The sequence below is a fragment of the Oceanirhabdus sp. W0125-5 genome (genome assembly GCF_027938815.1).
In the GTDB taxonomy this organism is placed as follows: Bacteria; Bacillota; Clostridia; order Clostridiales; family Clostridiaceae; genus Oceanirhabdus.
Genome location: NZ_CP115913.1, coordinates 3,777,431 through 3,803,020 on the forward strand (window position 1 = coordinate 3,777,431; position 25,590 = coordinate 3,803,020).

Genomic DNA, 25,590 nt, shown 5'->3' on the forward strand with positions numbered 1-25,590 from the left:
TGATTCCTTCTTCCTAGTATTTAATAATTCCTTACAAACTTTAATAATAAATAAATATTCAAAAAAAGTCAAATTTACTTATTGAACAACAAAATCACCATTGTTTTTAATGGTGATTTTGTTGTTCATTTAATATTATAAATTTCACAAGACTGAATATCTTAAAAGCATACTCAATATTTACTTTATGTTTTAACTTATTCTCTTCTAACAAAATCAAAAGATTTCTAAAAGCCTTTTCATCCTCAATTTTGGGGTTATTTTTTATTAAATCAATCATCAATTGAATTACTTTTTCAGTGTGTTTCTTATTAAGTTCTTTTTCTATAAAAGATAATAATAATTTATTCTCTACTCCATAGTTTTCTTCATTGTTCTCTTGATTATCTAACAAGAAAAATATCAATACTACAAATCCCAAAATAATTACTATCCCAATCCCAATAAGAACTAATAACTCTCCCAAAATAGCCTCCCATAGTATCCTTTACTATAAGATATGCAGCATAATGCTCTAAGTTACATTAATTTTAGAGAATCCATAGTGAAATTAAATTTTATAAAAGTTCATCAATGTATAAATCTCTTCTTGTTTTTAAATCAATAAACTCCTCATCAACATTTATTAATGGTTTGGAAATATTAAACATATCAAGTTTAACTATTTTCCCCACTTTTCCATTATTAAGACGAACATTTTCTCCAGTATATACAATGATTAGATTCTTTAAAAAAGCAGCACAAACATCTCCATCCAATTTATTCCATGCCCCACTTTGAAGTTCTTCCAAACACAAAAAAGGTGACTTTCTCTTACTATACACTTTATTCGAAGTCATAGCATCAAACTCATCTGCTACAGCTATAATCTTGGCAAATTTATGAATTTTTTCACCTTTTATACCAAAAGGATATCCACTTCCATCAATTCTTTCATGGTGCATCAATACTCCCATTCCTACAGAAGGGTCCAAAAAACGGGCTTTTTTAATAATTTTATAAGCATATTCAGTATGCTTCTTAATTTCTTCAAACTCATTTTTAGTAAGAGCACTAGGCTTGTTCAATATTTTGGGATCAATTAACGTCTTCCCAATATCATGAAGCAAACCACTATATGTTAGTAATAATAATTCTCTTCCTTGAATCCCCATCCACCTTCCAATCATGGATGATAAAATACTTACATTAATTGAATGCCTGTATAGATATTCATCAACACTTTTGTCAAGCAATATACTTTTGATAAGGATGTCGTAATCATACTCACCAAACTCATCTATAATTATTTTGGAATATTTTCTTACATCATCAACATCAATTTTTTTATCAAGAGAAATACATTTAAGAACACTTTTCATGTCTTCAGTAAAATCGTCGAGTGATTTTTCTAATTTTTGTACTTGAACTCTTTTAGTTTCAGATAAATTCGAATACTTAAAACATTCCTTATTATTGATTTCTGTTGATTGCACATCCAAATGACCTTTTTTTAAAGCCATATAGACTTTTACCTCAATGAATGACTGAAGACTAATTATTTTATCAATCATCTTTTGTGTTAGTTCAACACCTTCTATAAGAAGTTTAACATTGTCAATTACAAGATCTTCAGCCAAGATCATATTTGGCCTCAATTCATCAGGCAATAACGTTTCTACATTGCTCTTCATTTCGTTCCCCCTAAGCCGCCCTCAAGCTCTATTTCTCACTTGTATTCTATAATTTATAACTTTACAGGAATATATTATATCAAATAGTTCATCTTTCTGTAAAGTTTTAACCTTTAGTTCTGTTTTAAATAATAAAACACCATTATTAATGGTGTTTTTATTATTTAAAATTATAAGTTTATTCTTCTATAAAAGTTCTTCAATGTATAAATCACTTCGTGTTTTTAAATCAATAAACTCCTCATCAATATTTATTAATGGTCTTGAAATATTAAACATGTCAAGCTTAATAATTTTCCCTACTTTTCCATTATTAAGACGTACGTATTCTCCCATGTATATTGTAGTTAAATGCTTTAAAAATGCAGCACAAACGCCCCCATCCAACTTATTCCATGCTACACTTTGAAGCTCTTCAAGACATAAAAAGGGTGATTTTTTACTACTATATACTTTATTAGAAGTCATAGCATCAAACTCATCAGCAACTGCTATTATTTTTGCAAACTTATGAATTTTTTCTCCCTTAATTCCAAGAGGATATCCACTTCCATCAATTCTTTCGTGATGCATCAAAATACCCATTGCAACTGAAGGGTCTAAGAATTTAGTATTTTTTACAATTTTATACCCATACTCACAATGCTTCTTGATTTCATCATATTCTTTTTTTGTAAGAGCACTAGGCTTGTTCAATATTTGCGAATCAATTAATGTCTTTCCAACATCATGAAGCAAAGCACTATAAGTTAATAATAGCAAGTCTCTCCCATCGATCCCCATCCATTTACCAATCATAGTTGACAAAATACTTACATTAATTGAATGCCTATATAGATACTCATCAACACCTTTGTCAAACAACAAGTTTTTGATTAATATGTCATAATCATACTCCCCAAACTCTTCTATAATTGTTTTAGAATATTTTCTCACATCTTCAACATCAATCTTCTCATCAATAGAAATAGATTTGAATACCCCTTTCATTTCTCTTGAGAAATTATCTATTGACTTTTCTAATTCTTGCGCTTTAACTCTTCTTCCTTCAGATAAATTTGCATACTTATAACTTTCCTTATCATATACTTCTGCAGGTTTTATATTTAATGCACCTTTTTCCAAAGCCTTATAGATGTATACATCCATAAAGGGCTGAAGACTAATAATTTTATTAATCATCGTCTGCGTGAGTTTAGCACCTGCTACAAGAAGTTTTACATTGTCAATTACAAGGTTATGGGCCAATATCATATCTGGTTTCAAATCATTCGGCAATAACTTTTCTACAGTGTACTTCATGCTGTTCCCCCTAAAATCTTCTTAACTCAATTTCACACATTTATTCATTGGTTTGTAACTAAAACTACTTATATTATATCAAATATTACATATTTCTGTAAAGTTTTCAAAGGTATCTGATTATGTTTATTAGCTCATTATCTTTTTTCGCATATTCCTTGAATTTCGGGTATAGTTCTATTGCTTTATTTAAATCTTCTATACCAAGTTTTTCATCATTAATCAAGGAAAACAAACATGCTCTATTATAATATAAAAAAGCTTCATCGCTATTATTTTCAATACCTTTTGTTAACCAAAAAATGCTTTTTAAGTATTCTTTTTTTTCTTTATAAATTACTGAAAGATTCAAATATGCATATGAATATTCCTTATTTAACTCGATTGTCTTCTTATAAAAAGCTATTGACTCCTCAACTACGTTCATTTTATTCAATACTACTCCAAGATTAAAGTTAACCATAAAATCTTTATTATCAATTTCATATGCTTTTTTAAGCAATTCATAAGCTTTATTATTCTCATTTAATTCTTCATAAATCGCAGCTAAGTTAACAAATGCCCAAAAGTCATCATGAACTAACTCTAATACTCTTTCATAAAATTCTATAGCTCTAACTTTTTCACCTTTTTCATCTAGAAGATTAGCATAAAAAAACAATCCTCTATCATTTTTAGGATTAAGACTAATGCATCTTTCATAGTATTCCTGTGCCTCTTCAATTTCTTCAAGTTCTTCAAGTATTATTGCAATTCCATAATAAGCTCTATCATCTTCCCCTTCAATAATAACTTGTTTATAAATTTCAATTGCATCTTTCTTCAATCCAAGTTCATCGCATAATAATGCATAGTCTATTAAAAATTCGGTATCACCACATGGGTAAATTTTATGCGCCTTTTTAAAAAACTTATATGCTTTAATTTTTTCCCCTTTATATAAATGATCATATGCAATACTTTTATTGTTGTTAAATTTATACATATTTACTCCTAACTTATTTCCCTTGACTCTAATAAAAGCTTTTACTTATTACTTTAATCTAATTACTTAGGTAATTAATATATCGATGAAACATTATTAGTCTTAACATTTTCTTTACAATAAAATCGAATTATTTAAACATTTCACTGTTATACTTTATTCAAGTATTGTTCAAAAATAAATCAAAAGCATATATTGCTGCAAATGTACTAAATGAGCGTAATACATTTTAAGCAATATATGCTATCTAAACAACTCTTACTGTTTCTTCCCAAGTAATTTCTTTTAATTTATCCATCACATATTCATATGACATTTTAGGATGAATAGTTTCCACATGAGAAATTGTGATTATTGACATACCCATAGAAAATTTAACAGCTTCTTCAATTGGTAAGTTATTCATGTAAGAATACCCTAATCCAGCAACAAATGAATCCCCTGCACCAGTAACATTTCTAACAAGTACATTATTTGCTTTTATCTGTCCTCTTTTATCTTTATTTGCAAAGAATATCCCATCTTCGTCTAAACTAATAAAAACATTTTCAATTCCTAATTCTAAGAAATAATCACACGCTCTTTCTAAATCATCTACATCATTGATTTTAAATCCCGCTAAGACTTCAGCTTCATGTCTATTAGGTTTGATAGTATGAAAATATTTAATTAAATGTTTTATTTTTTCAGCCTTAGCTGCTGACACTGGGTCCAAAATAAATTTTGTCATTCCTTCAAACTGAGTCAGTATGAACTCAAGATTGTTAGGATCATCTGCATCTAAAAAAGTATATTCAGCATTTTCTATAAGTTCAGCTTTAGATAATATGAATTTCATATCCATCTCACCAATACTCTTCATATCTGCAATTCCAGATACCATTTCTCCATTCTCATTTAAAATTGCCATATATGTAGGAGTTCCACCCTTTTCTAATATTAGAGATTCACTCATATCGTATCCAATAACTTTAGAGTGTTCTAACATACTTCTACCTATTTCGTCATTACCTAAAATGGAAATAAGCTTAGTATTAACACCTATTCTAGCCATATTCTCAGCAATATTACGACAAACACCACCAAAGGATATCTTAACTTTTCCCGGTGTAGAGTTAAACTGTCTGTAACAATCCCCTGAGAATCCAAATATATCAACAACCGACGCACCAAATACTAAGGCATAGTCTTTTGAATTTACACTCATACCTCTTCCTCCTCCTAATCCAACCATGTAATTTTATCACATTTCGACAATAAATTAAAGTCCTTAATTATATACTTCCCTTTCTTCAGATAATTAAAAATATTATTAATCTTCTTCTGTATATACACTTTCATAAAACATTTAATAATTTTCTTTTAAAAAAATACACACAGAAAGGAAATAGTTTTCCTTTTCTGTGTGATTATTTTTCTCAAATTATTCTTTTTATACTCGTTCTTTAAATGTCTTTAAAAATTTATTCAAACTTTCGTTTTCACTAAACATAATCTCTGATGGTGTACCTTGAACTTCTATTTCACCATCTTTCATATAAATAATTCTATCAGAAATTTTCAAAGCGAATTCAATCTCATGTGTAACAATCAACATAGTTCTATTTTCCGATGCAATCTCCCTTATCAAGGTTAACACTTCACCTACCAGTTCTGGATCTAGTGCAGATGTAGGTTCATCAAACAATAGCAATTTAGGTTCCATTGCTATTGCCCTGGCAATACCAACCCTCTGCTGTTGTCCTCCTGATAATTGACTAGGATAATGTTTACTTCTATCTTTCAAGTTAACTTTTTCCAAAAGTTGATTTGCTTTTTCTCTCGCTCTTTCCTTGCTTATCTTTTTAACAGAAATTAAACCTTCCATTATATTCTCTTCTGCTGTTTTATTATTAAAAAGAGCAAAACTTTGAAATACCATTGCTGTATTATTTCTTAAAAAACTTACTTCTTTTTTATCAGCTTTACTTAACTGAACTTTTTTATCATTAATTTCAATAGAACCGCCATCAGCTTTTTCCAGATAGTTAATACATCTTAAAAATGTTGATTTTCCAGATCCAGATGAACCAATAATTGAAACAACTTCTCCTTCTTTTACATCTAATCCAATATTCTTAAGAACTTCAATATCTCCAAAGCTCTTTTGTATATTCCTTATCTTGATCATTACTACCCTCCTTAATAGGATTTATTCATTCTACTTTCAATTCTCTTAGTTAAATAGGATATAATCAATGTAATTATCCAATATATTATTCCCACTGCTAAAAAATTCTCGAAAAATTTATAGCTTGCTGATGCACCAACCTTAGCAGATGCCATTATATCTTTTACCCCCAAAATAAATGTTATTGCTGTTCCCTGAATTAAACTTATGAATGTGTTACTAAGTGGAGGAACAGCAATTCTAGCAGCTTGTGGAATTATTATTTTTACCATAGCTTTAAGTTTTCCCATTCCAAGAGATTGAGCAGCTTCCATCTGGTTTTTATGAACAGAACTTATTGCTGATCTAATGATTACAGACATATACGCTCCAGCGTTTAAACTCATCACAGCAATGGACATTTCATAAGCACCTACATTTGATAAACCTTCAAATAATTGTGGTAATCCAAAGTAAAAGATAAACAACTGTACCATTAGTGGAGTACCTCTAAAAAACGATATGTATGTATCAATAAGTAAGTTCACATATCTATTTTTTACTTCACTTTTAAATAATGCTAAAATAAGTCCTATTATAATTCCAAAGAGCATAGCCAATATGGCTATACTCAACGTAGTTGGTAAATATCTACCAATCACTAAAATTCTCTTAGCAAAATAATTTATATCGAAACTCATTTTCCCACCTACTTTTTAGTTATATCAATTGGGAACCACTTAAGAGAAATTTCAGTTAAAGTTCCATCATTTTTCATTTCCTTCATTACTTTATTTATCTCTTCCACTAGCTTTTCGTTGTCATCGCTCTTAACGAATGGAAATGCATTTATAAGCTCTTGAATTGGTTCACCTGCTAATTTGATATCTAAGTCTGATTCTTCTATTACAGTTAATCCTGAAAGCTTATCCATCAATACAGCGTCAATTCTTCCTAATGATAAATCATGATATAATCCTGAACCATCATAAGTTACTACCTCAATTTCATTTCCTGTATCAAACTCTCTAATCATATTTTCATAATTTGAACCTAAACTAACTCCAACTTTTTTCCCTTTAAGATCTTCTAATGACTTTATTGAATTATCATCTTTATGAGATAATAATTGTGCACCATAATAAACATATGCTTCTGTAAATATATATTTTTCTTCTCTTTCTTTTGTAACAGTAATCTGGTTAGCAATTGTATTTAATTGACCATTGTCTAACATTCCAAAAAGTCCACTAAAATCTGCTCTATTAAACTCTATTTCAGAGTCAAGTCTTGCTCCAATTTCTTTCCAAACATCTACATCAAATCCTTGCAATTCATCATTTTCATTTAAGAATGTGTAAGGCTTATAACCCCCACTCATCCCAATCACTATTTTGTTTCTTTCTTGCTTATTTGCTACTCCATCATTTTTTTTCCCACATGAAGCAACTCCTAATACCATCAGTACTGCCATTAATAAAATAAAACCTTTCTTTTTCATAAAATACCTCCTAAAATTTAAAAAATAAAATAAAAAAGGGACACCTAATTTAGGCATCCCGTATAAACATATATTTTTACGCACTAAATTCAGCTATACTTGTCTATTAAGTTTTGACATGTACAGCAACAACATAGAGAAACAGATTCACTTTTATAATTTTTTATTAAATTAATTATTGATTTCATATCCATTCCTCCTAATTCGACTTATATTGACATTATAACTTTTCAAATAATAAATGTCAATAACTAACGATACTTTTTTTCATCTCATATGTATAAATTAAAGCACCCAATTTCTCGGGTGCTTTAAACTATTTAATCATAAACATTTCGTTAGCATCTAAATCAATCTTTCCATCAAATTTGATTTCCTTCTCAGCTAGCATATCAAAGTAATTTCCATTTAATTCATCACATTGAATAGATTTTTTCTCTTCATTATTATTAAGTATAGTAATTACACAATCTTTTTCATTATACATTTTTGTAATAAGCACATTATCATCAGAATATAAGCATTCAAATTCTCCGTAAATAAGAACCTTATTTTCTTTTCTAATTCTGTTTAACTTCTTATAAAGATCTAATACTTCTTTATTCTGTTTATCTTCTTCCCAAATCATGCATCTTCTGCAATCTGGATCTCCTTCTCCAACCATTCCAACTTCTCCACCATAGTAAATGTATGGCACACCGATGTAAGAGTATTGGAAAACCATTGTATGCTTTAATCTATTAATATCCTCTTTACAAGTAGTCAGATATCTTTCTGTATCGTGACTATCTAGTAAATTAAATTGATTTCTATTAATTTCATCCATATAAAGAACTCTATTTTGAACTAAACCTCTGATAAACTCTTGAGAAGATATTTTTCTTTTAGCAAAGAAATCAATTACTAACTCTCTAAATGGATAGTGCATGATTCCATCCATTTGATCACCTCTTAACCACTGAGATGACTCATGCATTATTTCTCCAATAATAATTGCTTCTGGATTAGTCTTCTTTACTCTCTTATTAAATTCTCTCCAGAATTTATGATCCACCTCATTACAAACATCTAATCTCCATCCATCGATACCCACTTCTTTTATCCAATACTCTGATACGTCAAGTAGATAATCAACAACTTCAGGATTCTCAGTGTTTAGTTTTGGCATTTCTGATACACTGTCTGCAAAAGTATCATAATTTATTTTTTCAATATCAACTGGATAGTCATGTATAAAGAACCAATCTTTATACTTTGATTTCTCACCATTTTTAATTACATCTTCAAATGCAAAGAAATCTCTTCCTGAATGATTAAACACAGCATCAAATAGAATTTTTATATTCTTTTCATGAGCCTTTTTAACAAGTTCTTTAACAGTTTCAACATCACCGAATTGAGGATCAATTTTGTAATAATCTCTAGTATTGTATTTATGATTTGTTGTAGATTCAAAAACAGGCGTGAAGTAGATAATATCTACACCTAAATCATCAAGATAATCAAGTTTATCAATTACCCCTTGAATATCCCCACCAAACATTGTTTGAGTAGTAACAGGCTCACCCCATGGAAGAACACCTTCTGGATCATTCATCTCATCCCCATTACAGAATCTATCTGGGAATATTTGATATACTATACCTTCTTTTAACCAATCAGGTGATTTATACATATCAGCATTACAGATATAAGGGAATTGGAACCCACCATCTTTATTAAATTCTTCAGTTGCACCTCTCTCACTGAAGTAAAGAACTTCTCTATTACAACCTGTAAGCTTGAAATTATACTTGAACTTCTTGCTAGGAAGCGTAATCTCCCCTTCAAAGTAATCAAACATATCTGTAACAAATCTTTTTTCTATTTCCTGAACTTGATACTCATCTTCTCCTTTGTATCTGTCTTTGAAATAGACTTCGCATTTATCAATTTCATCATGAGCTACTCTTATTCTAACTCTTAATGTATCTTTCTCAACACCATAAGCATATGGTACGTCTGCAATATGATATATAGCATGTTTATTTATGTTCATCAGATATTCCCTTCCTCATCTAGATTATTTTCAAATGTCTCTAGAGATTCCAAGTGAAAACTAAATTTATACATACTCAAAACTCATATAAACGCTGAGATTTTGAGATACGTATAAATCAAGTTTCACTATAGATTCTCTATATTAACCTTTAACAGCTCCTGCAACTAATCCTTTTGCAATATACTTTTGTAATGCTACGAATAGACCAACTACAGGTAATGCTCCCATAATGGCTGCTGCTGCGAACTGAGTCCAATTAGCTGCAAATTCATTCTTAATAAATGAATTTAATCCTATAGCCAAAGTGTAATTCTCTGGACTTTTTAATGCAACACTAGAAATTACAAACTCACTATAAATACCAATAAAGCTAAATAAGAAAATTACAGCTAACATTGATCTACTTAGAGGTAATATAATTTTCGTGAATATTTGCCAATGAGATGCACCATCAACCATAGCAGCTTCATCAAGAGCTTTTGGTATTCCATCAATAAACCCTTTCAATAGCCAAATATTGTACGCGCTACCTCCAGATAATATAAGAATCAAGGCAATTTTGTTATCTATCAAATCATATTTATACAATATTCCATAAATAGCAGCTAGAGTCATCATAGCTGGAAACATCTGTAATATTAATAATGACATTAATCCATACTTTCTACCTTTAAATCTCATTCTAGAAAAAGCATATGCTGAAGTAATTGACATTAATAATTGTAAAGAAGCAACACAAGAAGCAATAACCACACTGTTTTTTATCCATGTTGCAAAACCAGTTTCCTTAAATACATTTATATAATTATCAAATGTGATTTCTTTAGGTAATAAGTCTGAAGAGAAAAATGCATCACCTGTTCTTAAAGATGCAGTAACAATCCAGAACACAGGGAACAACACAAGCAATATTGCAAACCAGATAAAAACTCTGCCAGCCCACAAAGATATCTTTTCATGTTTTTTCATCTTTCTAACATATTTAACAGAATTAGTACTCATTAATCTACCTCCTTAAATGCACCTGACATCTTCATGTTAATTAAACTTATTGTACCAACCACCAAGAATATAAGTACACTTAAAGCTGAAGCAAGATGAAATAAGTTTTTGTCCATTGCTAATTTATATGCAGAACTTATAAGTATATCTGTACCTCCTGCAAATTGCGATCCTCCTGGAACTCTTGGTCCACCTTTTGTAATTAAGTAAGCATTCATAAAATTATTAAAATTGAATGCGAATGATGAAATTAAAAGAGGCAATGATGAAGACATTATCGAAGGCAAAGTAATTTTTCTAAACTTAATCCACCAGTTTGCACCGTCAATATCAGCAGCTTCATAATACGTCTTTGGTATTGCAGATAATGCCCCAAGGCAAACATTCATCATATACGGGAATCCTAACCATAGATTTACTATGATCAAACCAGTTCTTGCCCAAAATACATTACTTAACCATGGAATTGGTTCTGAAATAATCCCTAAGTTCTGAAGCAGTATATTAATACCACCATAAGTCTCATGAAGTAATCCCTTCCAAGAAAGTATAGCTATTGTCGCTGGTAAAGCCCAAGGAATTACTAAAAAAGCTTTATATATATTTCTTTCTTTCATATCTGGGTTATTCAATACTATTGCAAATAATAAACCAATAAAATACGTACCGAAAACGGAAAGTAATGCATATGCAAATGTCCACACAAATACCGGTAAAAATATTTTTGATAAAGGCCCATTAAGAATATTTATAAAGTTTTTAAACCCTACGAAAGTATAATCATCTAAATGTTTTATAGAATAATTTGTAAAAGCTATATAAATAGTATATAATATTGGTAGTAATGATAATAAGGAAATTGATATTAACGCGGGTGATAAATACCCATAAGGTCTTAAGCGGTCACTTAAAGGCCTTTTTTTCTTTTTAGCTTTAATTTCCATAGGTCTCCTCCTTAGGATTTCTCATCTGATTAATAAAAGGGGGGTAACACTAGTCCCCCCCTGTATTACTACTCTGCGTTTTGTAATTCAATTGCTTCTTTAATATCTGATTCTACTTGTTTTGCAAAATCTTCTGGAGACATTTCTCCTCTAGTTAACATTCCGAATGAATCATTCATTGGCCAAACACTTTGCATTTCTGGAATATTTGGCATTGGAATTCCATAAGTAGCTTGCTCAGCAAAACCTGAAAGTATTTCATTATCTTTAATATCTTCTAAGTGTGATTTTCTAACAGGTAATCTGTTAAAGAAAGATTTTTCACTTACATATTTTGCAAAATCCCATGCTGCATCTTGCTTATCGCTCTTTGGACTAACAAATGCTACTTGAACACCTAAGAAAGTTGGAGCAACTTTACCTTTGATTTGTGGCATTTTTGAAATTCCAAAGTTAAGACCAGCCTCTTCAAATCCAGCTACATCCCATGAACCACTTACGTAGAATGCAATTTCACCATTTGTAAATTTACCTTTTGCAATATCACCAGTTATATCTTTAGGCATTAATCCGTACTTACCAACGAAATCTTGTAACATTTCATATCCAGGAGTAGCAGCTTCTCCTAATCCTAAGTCACCTGCTGTTAAGTTTCCATGATCATCTTTACCGAAAACATATCCACCATTTCCTGCAATAATAGGGAAATTGAAGTATAAGTTATTAGCATCAAACATAAATCCTTTTTCTTGACCTACTTTGATTAATTCTTCAATTGTTTCTGGAACTGCATCAACTAAATCTTTGTTATAGAATAAAGCAATAGACTCCATTCCTATTGGAAGTGCGTAAGCTTTATTATCAAACATTACAGCATCTAATGCTGATTGTTGAATATCATCAGTGATAACACCTTCTGGAACTTCTGCTAATAATTTAGCTTGATTAAATGTACCTAAGTTATCATGTGCTAAACCAAACATAATATCTGGTCCTTTAGAACTATTTGCAGCTTGTAAATAAGCTTGGAAATCACCTTTATCATGAATTACTTTAACCTTGTTTCCTGTTTCTTCAGCCCATGCTTGAGCTACTTTGTCTAAATCAACAACTTCTTCTTCAGTTAAATGTGACCAAACTGTTAATTCAACTGATTTCTTTTCATTACTTTTGCTTTGATTGTTGCTTTCATTTTTGTTATTACCTTTATTACCACAGCCAACGAATGCTAATGATAATGCAATAACAGTTAGAATTGACATAAATACTTTAAAATGCTTATTCATAGGTATTCCCCCCAATAAATGTTTTTTTTGTAATGTAATTACTTAAATTATTTTTGTGAAAACGATTGCATTTCATGTCTTTATTATACAAGCTGTTTTTTCATTAGTCAATAATTTTATTTCACAAACTAGCAAATTTATAGATAAATTTCTATGTTAAAAATTTCACTTTTTCCACTAATGTATCACATTTACCTAACTATGTAATTATTGACTTTTTCTTAACCATTACACTTCTTCCAGCCTTGATGGGAACGCCAGTATACCGTATACCACTACTATCTTAACTTTCTCTTTCATATAATTGTTCCATCATTATTAATATATCTCTTCAATAATACATGTAAATATTATTTGTAATCTAGATGTTTTTATCCCTCAAAGGAATTAAAAAGTTCCCACCTTTGAGCAATCGGTTGCATTTATTCTTTAAATTCTATTGCATTATTTTTACTGTTCTATTATCCTAGATATATATTAACATAAAGGGGGCATTACTTTGAGCTTTGTCAGAAAAATAAGAAAACCATTAATCACTTATATAACCTGCAGCATATTATTATTTTCTATCTTAAGCATTGGTTATTATGTTAAACTATCAACTGAAAGAAAAGAAGTTGAGAAAAATATTGAATATGCATATACAACAAAAAAGAATGGTGATATTTATTATCAAATATTCGTACGTTCTTTTAATGACTCTAATAATGATGGAATAGGAGATCTTAACGGTATAACTAATAAACTTGATTACTTAGAGAATCTAGGAATCACAGGTATTTGGTTATCCCCAATATACGAGTCTCCTAGTTACCATGGGTATGACGTGATAGATTATAAAGAGATTAATTCTGATTTTGGAACAATTGATGATTTTAAAAACCTTTTAAAAGAGTGTCATAACAGAAACATTAAAATTATCTTAGATTATATCCCTAATCATACAAGCGACCAACACGAATGGTTTAAAGAGGCTATTAGTTCAGAAGAGAATAAATACAGAGATTATTATGTATGGGCAGATGAAAACACCGATTTAAGCACCATCTCTCCAGTAGGTAACAAAGCCTGGGCAAATTCTGGTAACACTTATTATTATAATACCTTTTGGTCAGGAATGCCTGATTTAAATTTCGACAATCCAGAAGTTCAAAAAGAGATTATTGAAACAGCAAAATGGTGGTTAGATATAGGCGTTGATGGATTTCGTATAGATGCTGCTCTACACATTTATGAACCTGATAGATTTGATGATTCAATTGCATGGTGGGATTATTTCAGAAAATCATTAGCTGCATATAAAAAAGATACTTATTTAATAGGGGAAATTTGGAGTTCTCCTGGTGTGATAACATCTTATTTTAACGTCATGGATTCTTGCTTCAATTTTAATATAGGAAAACCAATAATTAGCGCAGTAAACTCTGGATTTGCTATTGAGTTGCGAGGTGACTTAAGAGGAGTTTATAAAAATTATAGTTATGAAATAACCGATTCTTATGTAGATGCTCCATTCTTAACAAATCATGATATGAACAGAGTAATGTCATTAGTAACTAATGAAAATCAAGGAAAAGTTGCAGCTAGCATATATTTAACTTTACCTGGAAACCCTTTCATTTATTATGGCGAAGAGATTGGAATGAAAGGAAAAAAACCTGATGAATATTTAAGAGAACCGTTCATTTGGAATGGAGAAGGAAAAGATGGTGAAACTTCTTGGGAACAATTAAAGTATAACATAGATACAACACCCGCAAATCAGCAATTAGATGATTCACAATCAATCCTATCACATTATAAAGATCTTATTAATTATAGAAAGGAAGATATAACTCTTACTAGTGGTGATATCGAGTTTATAAAGTCACATGGAAAATTCCTTTCATTTTATAGATATACAGAGGAAGCAACTCACTTAGTCATCCATAATGTAAGCGCTGATAAAGTTGAAGCCCAATTTAAAATTGATAAAGAACTTGCTGGCTCAGTAATCGAAACATTTAATAGTACTGAAAATATAGATTTTTCTTATGATAATGGGCAGATTAAAATATCTTTACCTCCTTACTCTTCAGTGCTTATTAAGTAGTTTTATAAATAATAACTACTCACCATAGGTACGAAAGGTAAATCTCATAAATATAATATATTACAATAATAATAAGGTGATTTTTTATGAGTTATACTGTTCACAATGGTCAACCTCAAGGAATTGCGAACAATGAAAGCAACTTTTTAAGAGAGGCTTTAATTGGAGAAATAGTGGCTATCAATGATTATTCTCATCACATAGCTATTTGTCCAATAAACGAAATTTCTAGAGAACTTACACATATTATGCAAGAGGAAAAAAAACATTATGGAATGTTTCTTGAACTTATACGAAAGAATGACGATGTACAGATGGAAAAGTATCTAGATGTTATGAAAAACCATCATAGAGGCAGAAAATCACATAAAAACCATAGATCTACTTATGAATGCGAAAAAATTCATATGATTAACATTCTCAACTTTATAAGACACGATATTAAAGGGGAATTAGAAGCAATAATATCTTACGAACATCTTCTTTCAAAATCTACTGACAAGAGAATTTTAACTACTCTTACGGAAGTAATTGGAGATGAGAAAGAACATGTTGAAGAACTCACTAAAATCTTAACGAAGTATGATAGGGATTTATATGGACCTATAGAACCGTAGGCAAAAGTACTTACGTACTTTTGAGTTGAGAACGGAAAGTTGAAAATTGAAAACGATGGATGGTTCTGACTTAAGTCAGAACCTACATTTATAGGGTAAAAAACATTCGCTTTAACTCATTTTATCTAAGGATAAAATATTGTTATTTTATATTATGGAATCCGGAATTAAATATGTTGTTCCCTATTATTAAAGATCAAATAAGATTAAAATTTCACTAAGTGAAATGTCCGACGTTCTCAACTCACAACTCATAACTCTCAATTATGTTTTTTAATTAAGATTTTAATATTAAGAATATTTTATTAATGGTGGGTAAAAATAAACCTAAAAAGCAAAGGAGTTATTTATTATGATTACTGCTGAGGTTGCTGTTTACCCTTTAAAAACTAATCATGCGACAAATGTTATTGATGATTCAATTAATGTATTAAAAAATCAAAATGTAGATTATTGTGTAGGTTCAATGAATACAACTATAACTGGCTCACAAGATCAAATTTTTTCCTCTCTAAAACAGATGTTCAATGAAGCTGAGAGAAGCGGCGGAGAAGTAAGTATGGTTGTTACCATCAGTAACGCTTGTGAATAATTTTTAAACTAATCATTTTTAAAGCTAGATTACTCTATTAATCAATTTAATGGTGCTCTAGCTTTTATTAAGTTTTTTTGGGTACGTTTCATTTTTGAAAATAATATATTATTATTAAGAATGTATTTGGAGGATAAAATGGAATTTAACTATCCTAGTAGTTTCGATTTAAACGCGTGCCAACTTCACTCTCTTAATTATGTTATACGAAATTTTAATCATAATAATTTTACTAAACACTTCTCAACACATGCAAAAAACAATTATATTTATCGCTCCAATGAAATTTTGCGTGAATGGAAAAATGACTGTGCATATATATATGGTGACCATGTAACATATAAAAATCAAATTTACAAAGCAAAATGGTGGACTTGCGGAGATACGCCTTGTCAAGATGTCCAAAATCACTGGGAAACCCCATGGCAAATAATAAAATAACAAATAGGAGAAGAAGCAATCCACTCCTTCTCCTAAATCTGTTAATACTGTTGTATTACTAAAATAACATCACTATAACATACTATTACATTAACTTTGATATTTTTTCTTCATAAAATTTATTAAATTCTACATTATGTTCATAACTTTTATAAAAAACTTGGATAAATTCAATAATTTCGTTTTCAAATTTACTTTCTCTATATAATGAAGCAACAGCTTTAAATAAATAATATTTTTCTAATATTTTATTTAGTCCTATTAATATATCATCATATGAGTTTAGTGGATAAAGACTCATGAAAATTGAATTTATTATAAGATTTTTATAAATATAATCATATTCTGAATCCTTTAATTTATTTTCATAGTTTTGAATATCATTTTTTACTTTTAGAATTTCATTAACCTTTTCCTTTAATCTTAAGTTAGCAGCAGAACAATCAGATAATTCCCTTAAAAAGCTTATTATTTTTTCATACTCAATATGTTTATGAGTATTATTAGATATTAAACTAATTTGATTTTTAAAATCTAAATCATTCATTCCCTCTAAAAAACTTTCAATTTCATCATAATGATTATTATTATCCCATTTACTTTTTAATTTATTTATATAAAATCTTGAAAGAGAAATTTTTTCAGAAAGCTTCCCTTTATCAGAGTTAAAAATATTTATAATTGCACTTCTTATTTCCCAAAAAAATGCATTTTCAATTGAATCAGTTTCATACTCTAAAGAATCATAAATCCTTTTTACATTGAAATTATCACTAATTTCCTCTTCATCTTCTACGAATTCAAATTCCTCTTTTTGTAATAAAATAAGCCTAGCTGCTTCAGGACAAGATAATGTTGCACTTTTTTCATAAATTCCATCCACAATATTATATACTCTTGGATAATGATAACATGTGGAAGAAAGAAATTCTTCACCATATTTACACTGTATATCACATAATTTGTCTTCATTCAAAAATGCACATTTATCTTTTTCTTTAGTCAATGTCCTTGCATAATTCATATTATTTTCAACATTAACCAACTCAAGTTTTCCTTTAAATATATTGTTTTCTTTTTCTATTAATTGATTGTACTTTAAATAAGTTTCTCTATCAATGGGAATTGACCATCCCGCGCAACAAGTATCCTCACAAATAGGTCCAATGCACTTAAAACTCTTCATATATTTAGGTATAAAAACCTCTTTATTTTCAATCATTTTTTTCTCCTATAGTCTATTTAAAAGTTTATTATTTAATACTACATCATATATCCATAAAAATAAACAAATTATTTAACATGAACGTATTTCCATTATTTGTCCTTTACATTTTTAATAATATGTATTATTCTAAAAATAAATGTATTATTCTAAAAATAAATGTATTATTAAAAATACTTTGATAATCAAATATATTGATTACCAAATATAAATATGAAATGAGGTATTTATATGAATTTTAAACCATTAAAAATAGGCAATATAGAAGTGCCAATTCCAATTATACAAGGAGGAATGGGTGTAGGAATATCTTTATCCAATCTTGCCGGAGCAGTAGCAAAACTTGGTGGAATAGGTGTGATTTCCGCTGCTCAACCTGGTTATTTAGAAAATGATTTCAGAGAAAACGCTCTAAAAGCTAATATTAGAGCATTAAAAAAACATATTGAAAAAGCAAAAGAAATAGCTCCTAAAGGTGTTATAGGGGTAAATATTATGTGCGCAGCAACTAACTACGCTAAATTAGTTAAAGCATCTCTTGAAGCAGGTGCTCATATGATTATCTCTGGAGCTGGTTTACCATTAGAACTACCATCTCTATGTAAAAATTCTAAAGTTAATTTAGTACCTATTATTTCTTCCAAAAAAGCAGCAGACGTAATATTAAGGTATTGGTTAAAAAAGCACAATAGATTACCTGATGCTTTTATATATGAAGGACCTAAAGCAGGAGGTCATTTAGGATTTAAAAGAGATACTCTTGATTCATTAGAAAATTATAATACAGAAGAAGAAATCTCGAAAATTCTTAAAACTTTAGATGAATATAAAGAAAAACACAATTCATCAATTCCACTAATAGTAGCTGGTGGTGTTTTTACTGGTAAAGATATTGCTTCTTTCTTAAAATTAGGGGCAAGTGGAGTTCAAATAGGAAGCAGATTTGTTGCTACACACGAATGTGATGCATCTGAAGATTTTAAAAAGGCATATGTAAACAGTACTAAAGAGAGTATTACAATAATGCAAAGTCCAGTTGGTCTACCTGGAAGAGCAATAAACAATAAGTTTCTAAAAGCTGTAGCAGAAGCAAGACCTGACTTTCCAAAATGTTTTAATTGCGTACAAAAGTGCGACCCAAAAACAACACCATTCTGCATCACAGATGCACTAATTAATTCAGCTAAAGGTGATGTTGATAAGGGATTGATTTTCTGCGGAAGTGAAACTTATCGAATTGATAAAATTGTATCAGTTAAAGAACTTATGGATGAATTAGTTACAGATTTGAAAAACGCGTAAAAAAAGCACTTCAGCTGAAGTGCTTTTTTAATGGAGAATTGAGAATGTAGAATGGAGAATGATTGATATTTCACTACGTGAAATTATAATCTTATTGTTGCTTAAACAGATGGTTTCACTTGTTTAATCTATGATGAAACATTGTACATAAATACAATATTTTATTAAAGTAAAATGAGTAAAATTTTCTTTCAAATAACAGCAAGATGTAGTTTCTGAGTAAGCAGAAACATCCATCATTCTCCATTCTCAATTATCCATTCTACATTATGTTTTTATAGTTTAAGGTTTCACTGCCTTCCAAATATATCTCCATTCTCTATAAAAAATACCAGCACCATCTGTGTGCTCTATAAGCTTTCTTTTAAACTTCTCATAATTCTCTGGATCTGTATAATCTATGTTCCCAGAAAGTCTGTTAAGGAATTTAGCAAAATCATCCTGTGTATTAAAATATTCATATGCTAGATACTCTTTAATTTTAATATCTTTAAATCCAGCTTCTATTAATCTTTTCTTAACAATATCATATCCTTCTCTGTGTATGCCAAATATTGTTCCACCCGACTTCAAACACTTGTTATTTAAAATTATTGAAGTAGGACCTCTTCTACAGTATATCAAATCAAATTCATATGAAGATAAAACATCATCTTTAGAGTCTGTACAAATAAAGTCTACATTGCAAATGTCTCTTTCATTTTTTAATTTATTAGCAATATCTATCATTTCCTGTGATAAATCTACTCCAATTAAATTGTCGCAATATTGTGACATTTCTAAGGTAAATTCACCACAACTACACCCCATATCTAAAACTTTATTGCTTTTGGACAACAAATCGATAAGTTGTTTTTCATAAACATCTTCCCCAGAATTACCAACTTTGCATGAATTCCAGTTTTTTACGTGTCCACCTGTTTTTAATGAAATTGTATTGTACTGCTCTTGTCCTCCCATAAATACCTCCTTTAATTTGATAGTTATAATTATAACAATTTAATACGTTAATGTCAAATATTGCAAATTTACTTAAACTTCTTTTTATAAATCCTACTCTCATAAGCACTATAATTACTTGAATATTCTTTTTTATTATAATTACATAACACCAACTCGTATTCGCAAGTATCATGCCTAATAACATTCTTCCTGTTCTTTAAATTCAATATTATTAAAAACTCTCTATTTCCATCTAAGCGTTTATAAATAAACTGATCTTTTTTATGTTCATTTACAACCTTAAAATCTCCATATATTAAAGTCTCCCCTGATTTTCGCAATGCAATCATCTTCTTAAAAAAAGATTGTACAGATGTATTATCTGCTTCCTGTTCCTTTACATTACATTCTCTGTAATACTCACCAATCCTTATCCATGGTTCCTTATTTGAAAAACCTCCATTCTTCTCATCTGACCAAATCATGGGAATTCTTGAATTATCCCTGGTTCCTGTATAAATAGATTTCATTATTTCATCATGAGCTTTCTTTTCACTACATAATTCCTTATATTTATATAAACTCTCTTTATCTCGCAACTCATCAATAGATTTAAATGTTGGATTTCTCATTCCAATTTCTTGCCCTTGATATATGAATGGAACCCCTTTTAAAGTGAAAATTAATACACATAGTAACTTTGAAAGAGAATTATGATAAACTGTTTCACCTGTTACTTTATTAATAAATCTAGGAGAATCATGATTATCTGTAAATAGCGTAAACCAACAGCTGTTAGTTGTGTTCTTTTGCAATTTTATCATAGCTTCCTTAAGATAATTAAGATCATATTCATAATCATCCCATCTATTTTTTCCAGGCATATTCATATGATCAAAATTAAAAACAGTACTCAATTCACTCCTCTTTTCATGTATAAAATACTTTGCCACCTCAAGTCCAATTCCATTACATTCACCTACAGTAAAAGTATCTTTTAACCCATAAGTTTTTCTATTTAATTCGTTAATGAATTTATGAACCTTAGGACCAAAGACATAATTTTCAATTCCCATAAACCCAGTAACTTCTCCAATTATCCTATTACCATTTGGTAGTCCGTCTTTCTTAGAAATAAAGTTTATTACATCTAACCTAAATCCATCTATACCTTTGTTCAGCCACCAATTAACCATATAATATATTTTTTCCCTCAACTCATTATTTTCCCAATTCAAATCAACCTGTTTCTCTGTAAAAAGATGAAGATAATATTCCTTGGTTTGATGATGATATTTCCACGCACTTCCTCCAAATAAAGATTCCCAATTATTAGGCTCCTCTTTATTCCCTTTTCCTTTTCTCCATATATAATAATCTCTATAGGGATTGTCTTTACTTTTGCAGGATTCTTTAAACCATTCATGTTCATCACTCGTATGATTAATTACAAGATCCATTATAATTCTCATACCTCTTTTGTGGCATTCATATATTAGTTTTTCAAGTTCCTCCATAGTTCCAAATTCCTTCATCACCTTAAAGTAATTCCTAATATCATATCCATAATCATCATTAGGAGAATCATAAATGGGACTTAACCAGATAATATCTACTCCTAAATCTTTTAAATAGCCTAGTTTACTTATAACTCCGTTAATATCTCCAATTCCGTCATTGTTTGAATCTTTAAAACTCCTTGGATAAATCTGATAGAAAACCCCTTCCCTCCACCAGGTTTTATTTATAACTTTATTATCCTTTGGCAATTCTTCATTTTCATATAAATTCATTTTTTCACATAGTACATCTATAATTTCTTCATCAATATACTTCTTAAATAACTTACTAAGGTGTTTAAGCCTCATTCTCCTAACAATAGGATTCAATATTACCCCTTCCTTTTTAAGAAGCCCTGCTTCCCTTAGCAACTGATAAAAGATATCCCTTCCCACAGCATTTGTAAGCACTTCCCCAACCTTACTTTCCTTATTAAACAATTCCCCATCTCCATTTTCCAATATTTTACTTTATTATATCATTACAGCATCTCAACATCAACAAACGAAAAAAATCGCAAGCTTCTACTTGCGATTTTTATTGTTTATTCTTTTGTTGGCCAACACTCTACATTTTTTAAACCTTCTATAGAATCCTTATAAAATACAGGCTCTACACCTTGTTTTTTTTGCTTTAAATAATCTTTTAAAGCTTTTACAGCAATATCTCCTAACTTCAGTATAGCTATAAGATTTATCAATGCCATTAGCCCCATAAATAAATCTGCAAGATCCCATACTAATTGAATTTTTGCTACAGATCCCATTAATACCATACCAATAACAAAAACTCTATATGCTGTAACATACGACTTCTTTGTAGTAATAAACTCTATATTTGTTTCTCCATAATAATAGTTCCCAATAATTGAACTGAATGCAAATAATAATATACAAATAGCAATAAATGAATTTGCCCAAGGTCCAACTTCTGAACTTAACGCTGCTTGTGTTAACTGTATTCCACTCAATCCCTCTGTAGTATATACCCCTGAAATCAAAATGATAAATGCTGTTGCACTACAGATTAAGATAGTATCAGTAAAAACACCTAATGTTTGAATAAGCCCTTGTTTTACAGGATGACTCACATGTGCTGTTGCAGCTGCATTAGGCGCACTACCCATACCAGCTTCGTTTGAGAACAACCCTCTTTTTATACCTTGCATTAAAGCAATTCCAATTCCTCCACCAATAGCTTGTTTCAATCCAAAAGCACTACTGATAATCAAAGAAAACACCTCAGGAATTACTGTGATATTCTTAATTATTACAAAAACCGCAACAAGTAGGTATATAACAGCCATAACCGGAACTAATACCTCTGCTACTTTAGCAATTCTCTTTACTCCACCAAAAATTACTGCTGCTGTTACTACTGCAATAATTATTCCAATAAAGAATCTATTTACATTATAAGCTCCTTGGAATGCATAAGAAATTGTATTAGATTGAACCGCATTAAACACTAATCCAAAGCAAAGTGTAATAAGAATAGAGAAAATAATCCCCATCCATCTTTTATTCAGTGCTTTTTCCATATAATATGCTGGTCCACCTCTGAACCCTTCATTATCTTTTACCTTGTAAATTTGAGCTAAAGTACTCTCTACAAAACTAGATCCTGCACCAATCAATGCAATAAGCCACATCCAGAATACTGCCCCTGGTCCCCCTACGGCTATAGCCAAAGCTACTCCAGCTAAATTTCCTGTACCTACTCTAGATGCTGTACTGATACAAAATGCCTGAAAGGATGTAACTCCTTTTTTCTTTTCCCCTTTCGCAGCACCCGAAGCACCCTCAGTTAATAATTTAAACATGTCACCTAACATTCTAAATTGTACAAACTTTAATTTAAATGAAAAATATACCCCAGCAAAAATTAATAATATGATTAATACATAAGACCATAAAAAAGTATTGCTACTCGAAACTATCTTTTCCAATATATTCATTATTCGCCCTCCTCCTCATTAGTAACATAGACATAATTGTACATTATTCGACTCAGTATGTCAATTTTTTTAATATTCTGTCTATTATTTGATTGCTTTTTAAACTTCACACATACTCAAAACCCCTACGTAACTTAATTATAGGTTGATTTTATATTTTTTTTCACATGCAACCTTTCTTGACAAACCTTGCAAAAGAATTTAAATGCACACCTTCTTGCATTTTGATGTTTTATTTTGTACTTTTGGAAAAAAAGTCATATTTAAATATATTTATCATGTTATACTATTTTTAAGATATCTTAGGGGGAAATAAAATGAATAACTTTGAAATTATTGATAGGATACAGCTAGCTATAAGCTTTATTGAGCATAATCTTAAGAACCATATTACTATTGAGGATATTTCTTCTTCAGCTTTTATGTCTAAATCCAGCTTCTATAATCTTTTTTCAAACATAACAGGAGTTACGCTTAAAGAATATGTCCGAAAAAGAAGATTGAATGAATCAGCTAAAATTTTATTAAAAGAAGATTTAACAGTTTTAGATATAGCATTATTATATCAATATAATAGTTATGAGGCATACTCGAGAGCATTTAAAAAATTATTTGGCGTTTCCCCTATTTCATATAGAAAAAATAATATAAGTGTAAATATATATCCTAGGATTAATTTTAAAAATACGAAAATTCAAGGAGAGATTAAAATGATTAGTAATTTCACAAGTAATGATACTGTTTTAGAAACTATAAAAAATTCTACAAATGGATATGTTTTAGACATAGATATCGATTCTTTTCTCAAAATAAATAACACCTTTGGGCATAAAAACGGTGATATTGTTTTATTAGAAGTCCATAAACGCATTAGCGAAGTTTTAAAAGTTAATAATATCGATACAGAAGTATATCGTATAGCAGGAGATGAGTTCGGTGTAGTTTTAAAGAATATAGATGAAAATCTAGTAAAAAAGATTTCTTCAGAAATAATTGATTCTATGAACACTCCAATCAATGGAGAAGATGCTGAAATTCCTTGCACTTTAACAATTGGTATTTCTGAATTTTCCATAAATACAGATAGCTCTAAAGTTCTAGATAGTGCAAAAAAAGCTATGTTCACTGCTAAAGAAAATGGTAAAAATCAATATTGTTTCCAATAAACCTAAAAACTTATTCTTCATTACATAATAAAGCACAGAAAAAAAATTTCTGTGCTTTATATTTACGTTTATATAGTTTCTTTTTCTGATTGTTTAAGTAATCTCTCAAACTTTGAGAAATTAAACATCCCATTTTCTAAATCTTTCATACTCATACCTATATACTTATGTGACGAAGTTTTTCCATTATTTTTTGAATTAAAACAGATATTTATTTCATATAATCCTTTAATAGAGGACAATTCTACTCCATTAGTGTTCATTACAAGTTCTTCAACTCTATCAAATTGTAATATACACTCACCTAGAACTAGGTATGGATATTTTTTAGTAACTAAACTTAAAAACTCTTCAAATAGTCCGTACATCTTGTCAAGATTAGGTTTTTCATCTCCATATATAACTGCCTGTTTATTCTGATAAGGCGCAATGTCAATGGACTCATCTTTCACTCCACTTTCACAAAGAGCAATTATTTCTGTACATGTGTCATTTATACATTTCTTATCCAAACTATTTATTTTTAAAGTTCCCTGTTTAGAATCTTTAATCGCTCTTAAATCCAATGTAATATCTTCTTTAGTTCTTAAAAGAGATATTTCCCCTTGAAACACATTAAACTCAAACTTTTGTTTTCTTTCTATTATTCCCTGTACTTTTTCAGCACCCCTATTCTTAAGATTAATAAAACTATATACTAAAGCTTCTTTTCTTTCTCTCATATTACTCCCCCCAATGTTAAACGCTCTAGAACTTAACCCCATTTAGTTTTCTTTTATTATTTCCTAACAATTCCACAGATGCCCCTTTAAA

The 25,590-nt window shown here is 29.6% G+C and carries 23 protein-coding genes; 6 read left to right on the plus strand and 17 right to left on the minus strand.

Features of this window, described 5'->3' with window-relative positions; translation table 11 throughout:
* Positions 1–106: 106 nt before the first annotated feature.
* The 12 genes from OW730_RS17630 to OW730_RS17685 all read right to left on the minus strand — a co-directional run bounded on the left by OW730_RS17630 (position 107) and on the right by OW730_RS17685 (position 12,883).
* Entirely contained in the window at positions 107–466 is a 360-nt protein-coding gene (locus OW730_RS17630; protein WP_271225365.1) for a hypothetical protein, read from the minus strand.
* Positions 467–557: 91 nt separating this feature from the next.
* Positions 558–1,673, minus strand: coding sequence for an HD-GYP domain-containing protein (locus OW730_RS17635; protein ID WP_271225366.1), 1,116 nt, complete (start codon positions 1,671–1,673; stop codon positions 558–560).
* A 186-nt stretch (positions 1,674–1,859) separates the two neighbouring features.
* Positions 1,860–2,975, minus strand: coding sequence for an HD-GYP domain-containing protein (locus OW730_RS17640; protein ID WP_271225367.1), 1,116 nt, complete (start codon positions 2,973–2,975; stop codon positions 1,860–1,862).
* Between the two features lie 106 nt (positions 2,976–3,081).
* Positions 3,082–3,960 carry a tetratricopeptide repeat protein gene (locus OW730_RS17645; RefSeq protein ID WP_271225368.1) on the minus strand — a complete coding sequence of 293 codons (879 nt, stop codon included), beginning with the start codon at positions 3,958–3,960 and terminating at the stop codon, positions 3,082–3,084.
* A gap of 247 nt (positions 3,961–4,207) precedes the next feature.
* On the minus strand, positions 4,208–5,167 hold the full coding sequence (locus OW730_RS17650) for a carbohydrate kinase family protein (RefSeq protein WP_271225369.1): 960 nt from the start codon (positions 5,165–5,167) through the stop codon (positions 4,208–4,210).
* A gap of 225 nt (positions 5,168–5,392) precedes the next feature.
* Complete coding sequence (locus tag OW730_RS17655) at positions 5,393–6,130, minus strand: amino acid ABC transporter ATP-binding protein (RefSeq protein ID WP_271225370.1); 738 nt, start codon at positions 6,128–6,130, stop codon at positions 5,393–5,395.
* An 11-nt stretch (positions 6,131–6,141) separates the two neighbouring features.
* A complete protein-coding gene (locus tag OW730_RS17660) occupies positions 6,142–6,810 on the minus strand; it encodes an amino acid ABC transporter permease (RefSeq protein WP_271225371.1) in 669 nt (222 codons plus the stop codon).
* An 8-nt stretch (positions 6,811–6,818) separates the two neighbouring features.
* A complete protein-coding gene (locus OW730_RS17665; protein ID WP_271225372.1) occupies positions 6,819–7,610 on the minus strand; it encodes an amino acid ABC transporter substrate-binding protein in 792 nt (263 codons plus the stop codon).
* A 316-nt stretch (positions 7,611–7,926) separates the two neighbouring features.
* The gene (locus OW730_RS17670; protein WP_271225373.1) at positions 7,927–9,648 is read right to left on the minus strand and encodes a glycoside hydrolase family 13 protein; all 1,722 of its coding nucleotides are present in this window, start codon (positions 9,646–9,648) and stop codon (positions 7,927–7,929) included.
* 144 nt (positions 9,649–9,792) lie between these two features.
* Positions 9,793–10,653, minus strand: a complete 861-nt coding sequence (locus tag OW730_RS17675) for a sugar ABC transporter permease (protein ID WP_271225374.1) — start codon at positions 10,651–10,653, stop codon at positions 9,793–9,795.
* Positions 10,653–11,597 carry a carbohydrate ABC transporter permease gene (locus OW730_RS17680; protein ID WP_271225375.1) on the minus strand — a complete coding sequence of 315 codons (945 nt, stop codon included), beginning with the start codon at positions 11,595–11,597 and terminating at the stop codon, positions 10,653–10,655. The genes OW730_RS17675 and OW730_RS17680 overlap by 1 nt, the downstream gene beginning before the upstream one ends.
* A 68-nt stretch (positions 11,598–11,665) precedes the next feature.
* Positions 11,666–12,883, minus strand: a complete 1,218-nt coding sequence (locus tag OW730_RS17685) for a sugar ABC transporter substrate-binding protein (protein ID WP_271225376.1) — start codon at positions 12,881–12,883, stop codon at positions 11,666–11,668.
* A 499-nt stretch (positions 12,884–13,382) separates the two neighbouring features.
* Between OW730_RS17685 and OW730_RS17690 the strand changes: the two genes are divergently transcribed.
* The 4 genes from OW730_RS17690 (at position 13,383) to OW730_RS17705 (ending at position 16,625) form a co-directional block, all read left to right on the plus strand.
* Positions 13,383–14,975 (plus strand): alpha-amylase family glycosyl hydrolase, encoded by a 1,593-nt coding sequence (locus tag OW730_RS17690; RefSeq protein WP_271225377.1) that lies wholly within the window; start codon positions 13,383–13,385, stop codon positions 14,973–14,975.
* Between the two features lie 86 nt (positions 14,976–15,061).
* The gene (locus OW730_RS17695) at positions 15,062–15,592 is read left to right on the plus strand and encodes a ferritin-like domain-containing protein (protein WP_271225378.1); all 531 of its coding nucleotides are present in this window, start codon (positions 15,062–15,064) and stop codon (positions 15,590–15,592) included.
* A gap of 352 nt (positions 15,593–15,944) precedes the next feature.
* Complete coding sequence (locus OW730_RS17700; protein WP_271225379.1) at positions 15,945–16,184, plus strand: YkoF family thiamine/hydroxymethylpyrimidine-binding protein; 240 nt, start codon at positions 15,945–15,947, stop codon at positions 16,182–16,184.
* A 138-nt stretch (positions 16,185–16,322) separates the two neighbouring features.
* Positions 16,323–16,625 (plus strand): carbohydrate-binding protein, encoded by a 303-nt coding sequence (locus OW730_RS17705; protein WP_271225380.1) that lies wholly within the window; start codon positions 16,323–16,325, stop codon positions 16,623–16,625.
* An 85-nt stretch (positions 16,626–16,710) separates the two neighbouring features.
* Here the strand turns inward: OW730_RS17705 and fliB are convergent, their stop codons facing one another.
* The gene (gene fliB / locus OW730_RS17710) at positions 16,711–17,847 is read right to left on the minus strand and encodes a flagellin lysine-N-methylase (RefSeq protein WP_271225381.1); all 1,137 of its coding nucleotides are present in this window, start codon (positions 17,845–17,847) and stop codon (positions 16,711–16,713) included.
* 234 nt (positions 17,848–18,081) lie between these two features.
* Here fliB and OW730_RS17715 point away from each other — a divergent pair, with 234 nt between their 5' ends.
* Positions 18,082–19,152 (plus strand): NAD(P)H-dependent flavin oxidoreductase, encoded by a 1,071-nt coding sequence (locus OW730_RS17715; RefSeq protein ID WP_271225382.1) that lies wholly within the window; start codon positions 18,082–18,084, stop codon positions 19,150–19,152.
* 282 nt (positions 19,153–19,434) lie between these two features.
* Here OW730_RS17715 and OW730_RS17720 read toward each other — a convergent pair whose 3' ends face one another.
* From OW730_RS17720 to OW730_RS17730, 3 genes are all read right to left on the minus strand, one after another.
* The gene (locus OW730_RS17720) at positions 19,435–20,112 is read right to left on the minus strand and encodes a class I SAM-dependent methyltransferase (RefSeq protein WP_271225383.1); all 678 of its coding nucleotides are present in this window, start codon (positions 20,110–20,112) and stop codon (positions 19,435–19,437) included.
* Between the two features lie 68 nt (positions 20,113–20,180).
* Positions 20,181–22,094 (minus strand): alpha-glucosidase, encoded by a 1,914-nt coding sequence (locus OW730_RS17725; protein WP_271225384.1) that lies wholly within the window; start codon positions 22,092–22,094, stop codon positions 20,181–20,183.
* 104 nt (positions 22,095–22,198) lie between these two features.
* Entirely contained in the window at positions 22,199–23,611 is a 1,413-nt protein-coding gene (locus OW730_RS17730) for an alanine/glycine:cation symporter family protein (protein WP_271225385.1), read from the minus strand.
* A gap of 317 nt (positions 23,612–23,928) precedes the next feature.
* On the opposite strand from OW730_RS17730, the gene OW730_RS17735 reads away from it, so the two are divergent.
* Positions 23,929–24,777, plus strand: a complete 849-nt coding sequence (locus OW730_RS17735; RefSeq protein ID WP_271225386.1) for a diguanylate cyclase domain-containing protein — start codon at positions 23,929–23,931, stop codon at positions 24,775–24,777.
* A 68-nt stretch (positions 24,778–24,845) separates the two neighbouring features.
* On the opposite strand, the gene OW730_RS17740 is transcribed toward OW730_RS17735, so the two are convergent.
* Complete coding sequence (locus OW730_RS17740) at positions 24,846–25,499, minus strand: hypothetical protein (protein ID WP_271225387.1); 654 nt, start codon at positions 25,497–25,499, stop codon at positions 24,846–24,848.
* Between the last annotated feature and the right edge of the window lie 91 nt (positions 25,500–25,590).

Bases quoted from the DNA above. Each gene is read 5' to 3' on its own strand.
- OW730_RS17635 (WP_271225366.1), bottom strand. From the start codon at position 1,673: ATGAAGAGCAATGTAGAAACGTTATTGCCTGATGAATTGAGGCCAAAT.
- OW730_RS17640 (WP_271225367.1), bottom strand. From the start codon at position 2,975: ATGAAGTACACTGTAGAAAAGTTATTGCCGAATGATTTGAAACCAGAT.
- OW730_RS17645 (WP_271225368.1), bottom strand. From the start codon at position 3,960: ATGTATAAATTTAACAACAATAAAAGTATTGCATATGATCATTTATAT.
- OW730_RS17650 (WP_271225369.1), bottom strand. From the start codon at position 5,167: ATGAGTGTAAATTCAAAAGACTATGCCTTAGTATTTGGTGCGTCGGTT.
- OW730_RS17655 (WP_271225370.1), bottom strand. From the start codon at position 6,130: ATGATCAAGATAAGGAATATACAAAAGAGCTTTGGAGATATTGAAGTT.
- OW730_RS17660 (WP_271225371.1), bottom strand. From the start codon at position 6,810: ATGAGTTTCGATATAAATTATTTTGCTAAGAGAATTTTAGTGATTGGT.
- OW730_RS17665 (WP_271225372.1), bottom strand. From the start codon at position 7,610: ATGAAAAAGAAAGGTTTTATTTTATTAATGGCAGTACTGATGGTATTA.
- OW730_RS17670 (WP_271225373.1), bottom strand. From the start codon at position 9,648: ATGAACATAAATAAACATGCTATATATCATATTGCAGACGTACCATAT.
- OW730_RS17675 (WP_271225374.1), bottom strand. From the start codon at position 10,653: ATGAGTACTAATTCTGTTAAATATGTTAGAAAGATGAAAAAACATGAA.
- OW730_RS17680 (WP_271225375.1), bottom strand. From the start codon at position 11,597: ATGGAAATTAAAGCTAAAAAGAAAAAAAGGCCTTTAAGTGACCGCTTA.
- OW730_RS17685 (WP_271225376.1), bottom strand. From the start codon at position 12,883: ATGAATAAGCATTTTAAAGTATTTATGTCAATTCTAACTGTTATTGCA.
- OW730_RS17695 (WP_271225378.1), top strand. From the start codon at position 15,062: ATGAGTTATACTGTTCACAATGGTCAACCTCAAGGAATTGCGAACAAT.
- OW730_RS17700 (WP_271225379.1), top strand. From the start codon at position 15,945: ATGATTACTGCTGAGGTTGCTGTTTACCCTTTAAAAACTAATCATGCG.
- OW730_RS17705 (WP_271225380.1), top strand. From the start codon at position 16,323: ATGGAATTTAACTATCCTAGTAGTTTCGATTTAAACGCGTGCCAACTT.
- fliB (WP_271225381.1), bottom strand. From the start codon at position 17,847: ATGATTGAAAATAAAGAGGTTTTTATACCTAAATATATGAAGAGTTTT.
- OW730_RS17715 (WP_271225382.1), top strand. From the start codon at position 18,082: ATGAATTTTAAACCATTAAAAATAGGCAATATAGAAGTGCCAATTCCA.
- OW730_RS17720 (WP_271225383.1), bottom strand. From the start codon at position 20,112: ATGGGAGGACAAGAGCAGTACAATACAATTTCATTAAAAACAGGTGGA.
- OW730_RS17730 (WP_271225385.1), bottom strand. From the start codon at position 23,611: ATGAATATATTGGAAAAGATAGTTTCGAGTAGCAATACTTTTTTATGG.
- OW730_RS17735 (WP_271225386.1), top strand. From the start codon at position 23,929: ATGAATAACTTTGAAATTATTGATAGGATACAGCTAGCTATAAGCTTT.
- OW730_RS17740 (WP_271225387.1), bottom strand. From the start codon at position 25,499: ATGAGAGAAAGAAAAGAAGCTTTAGTATATAGTTTTATTAATCTTAAG.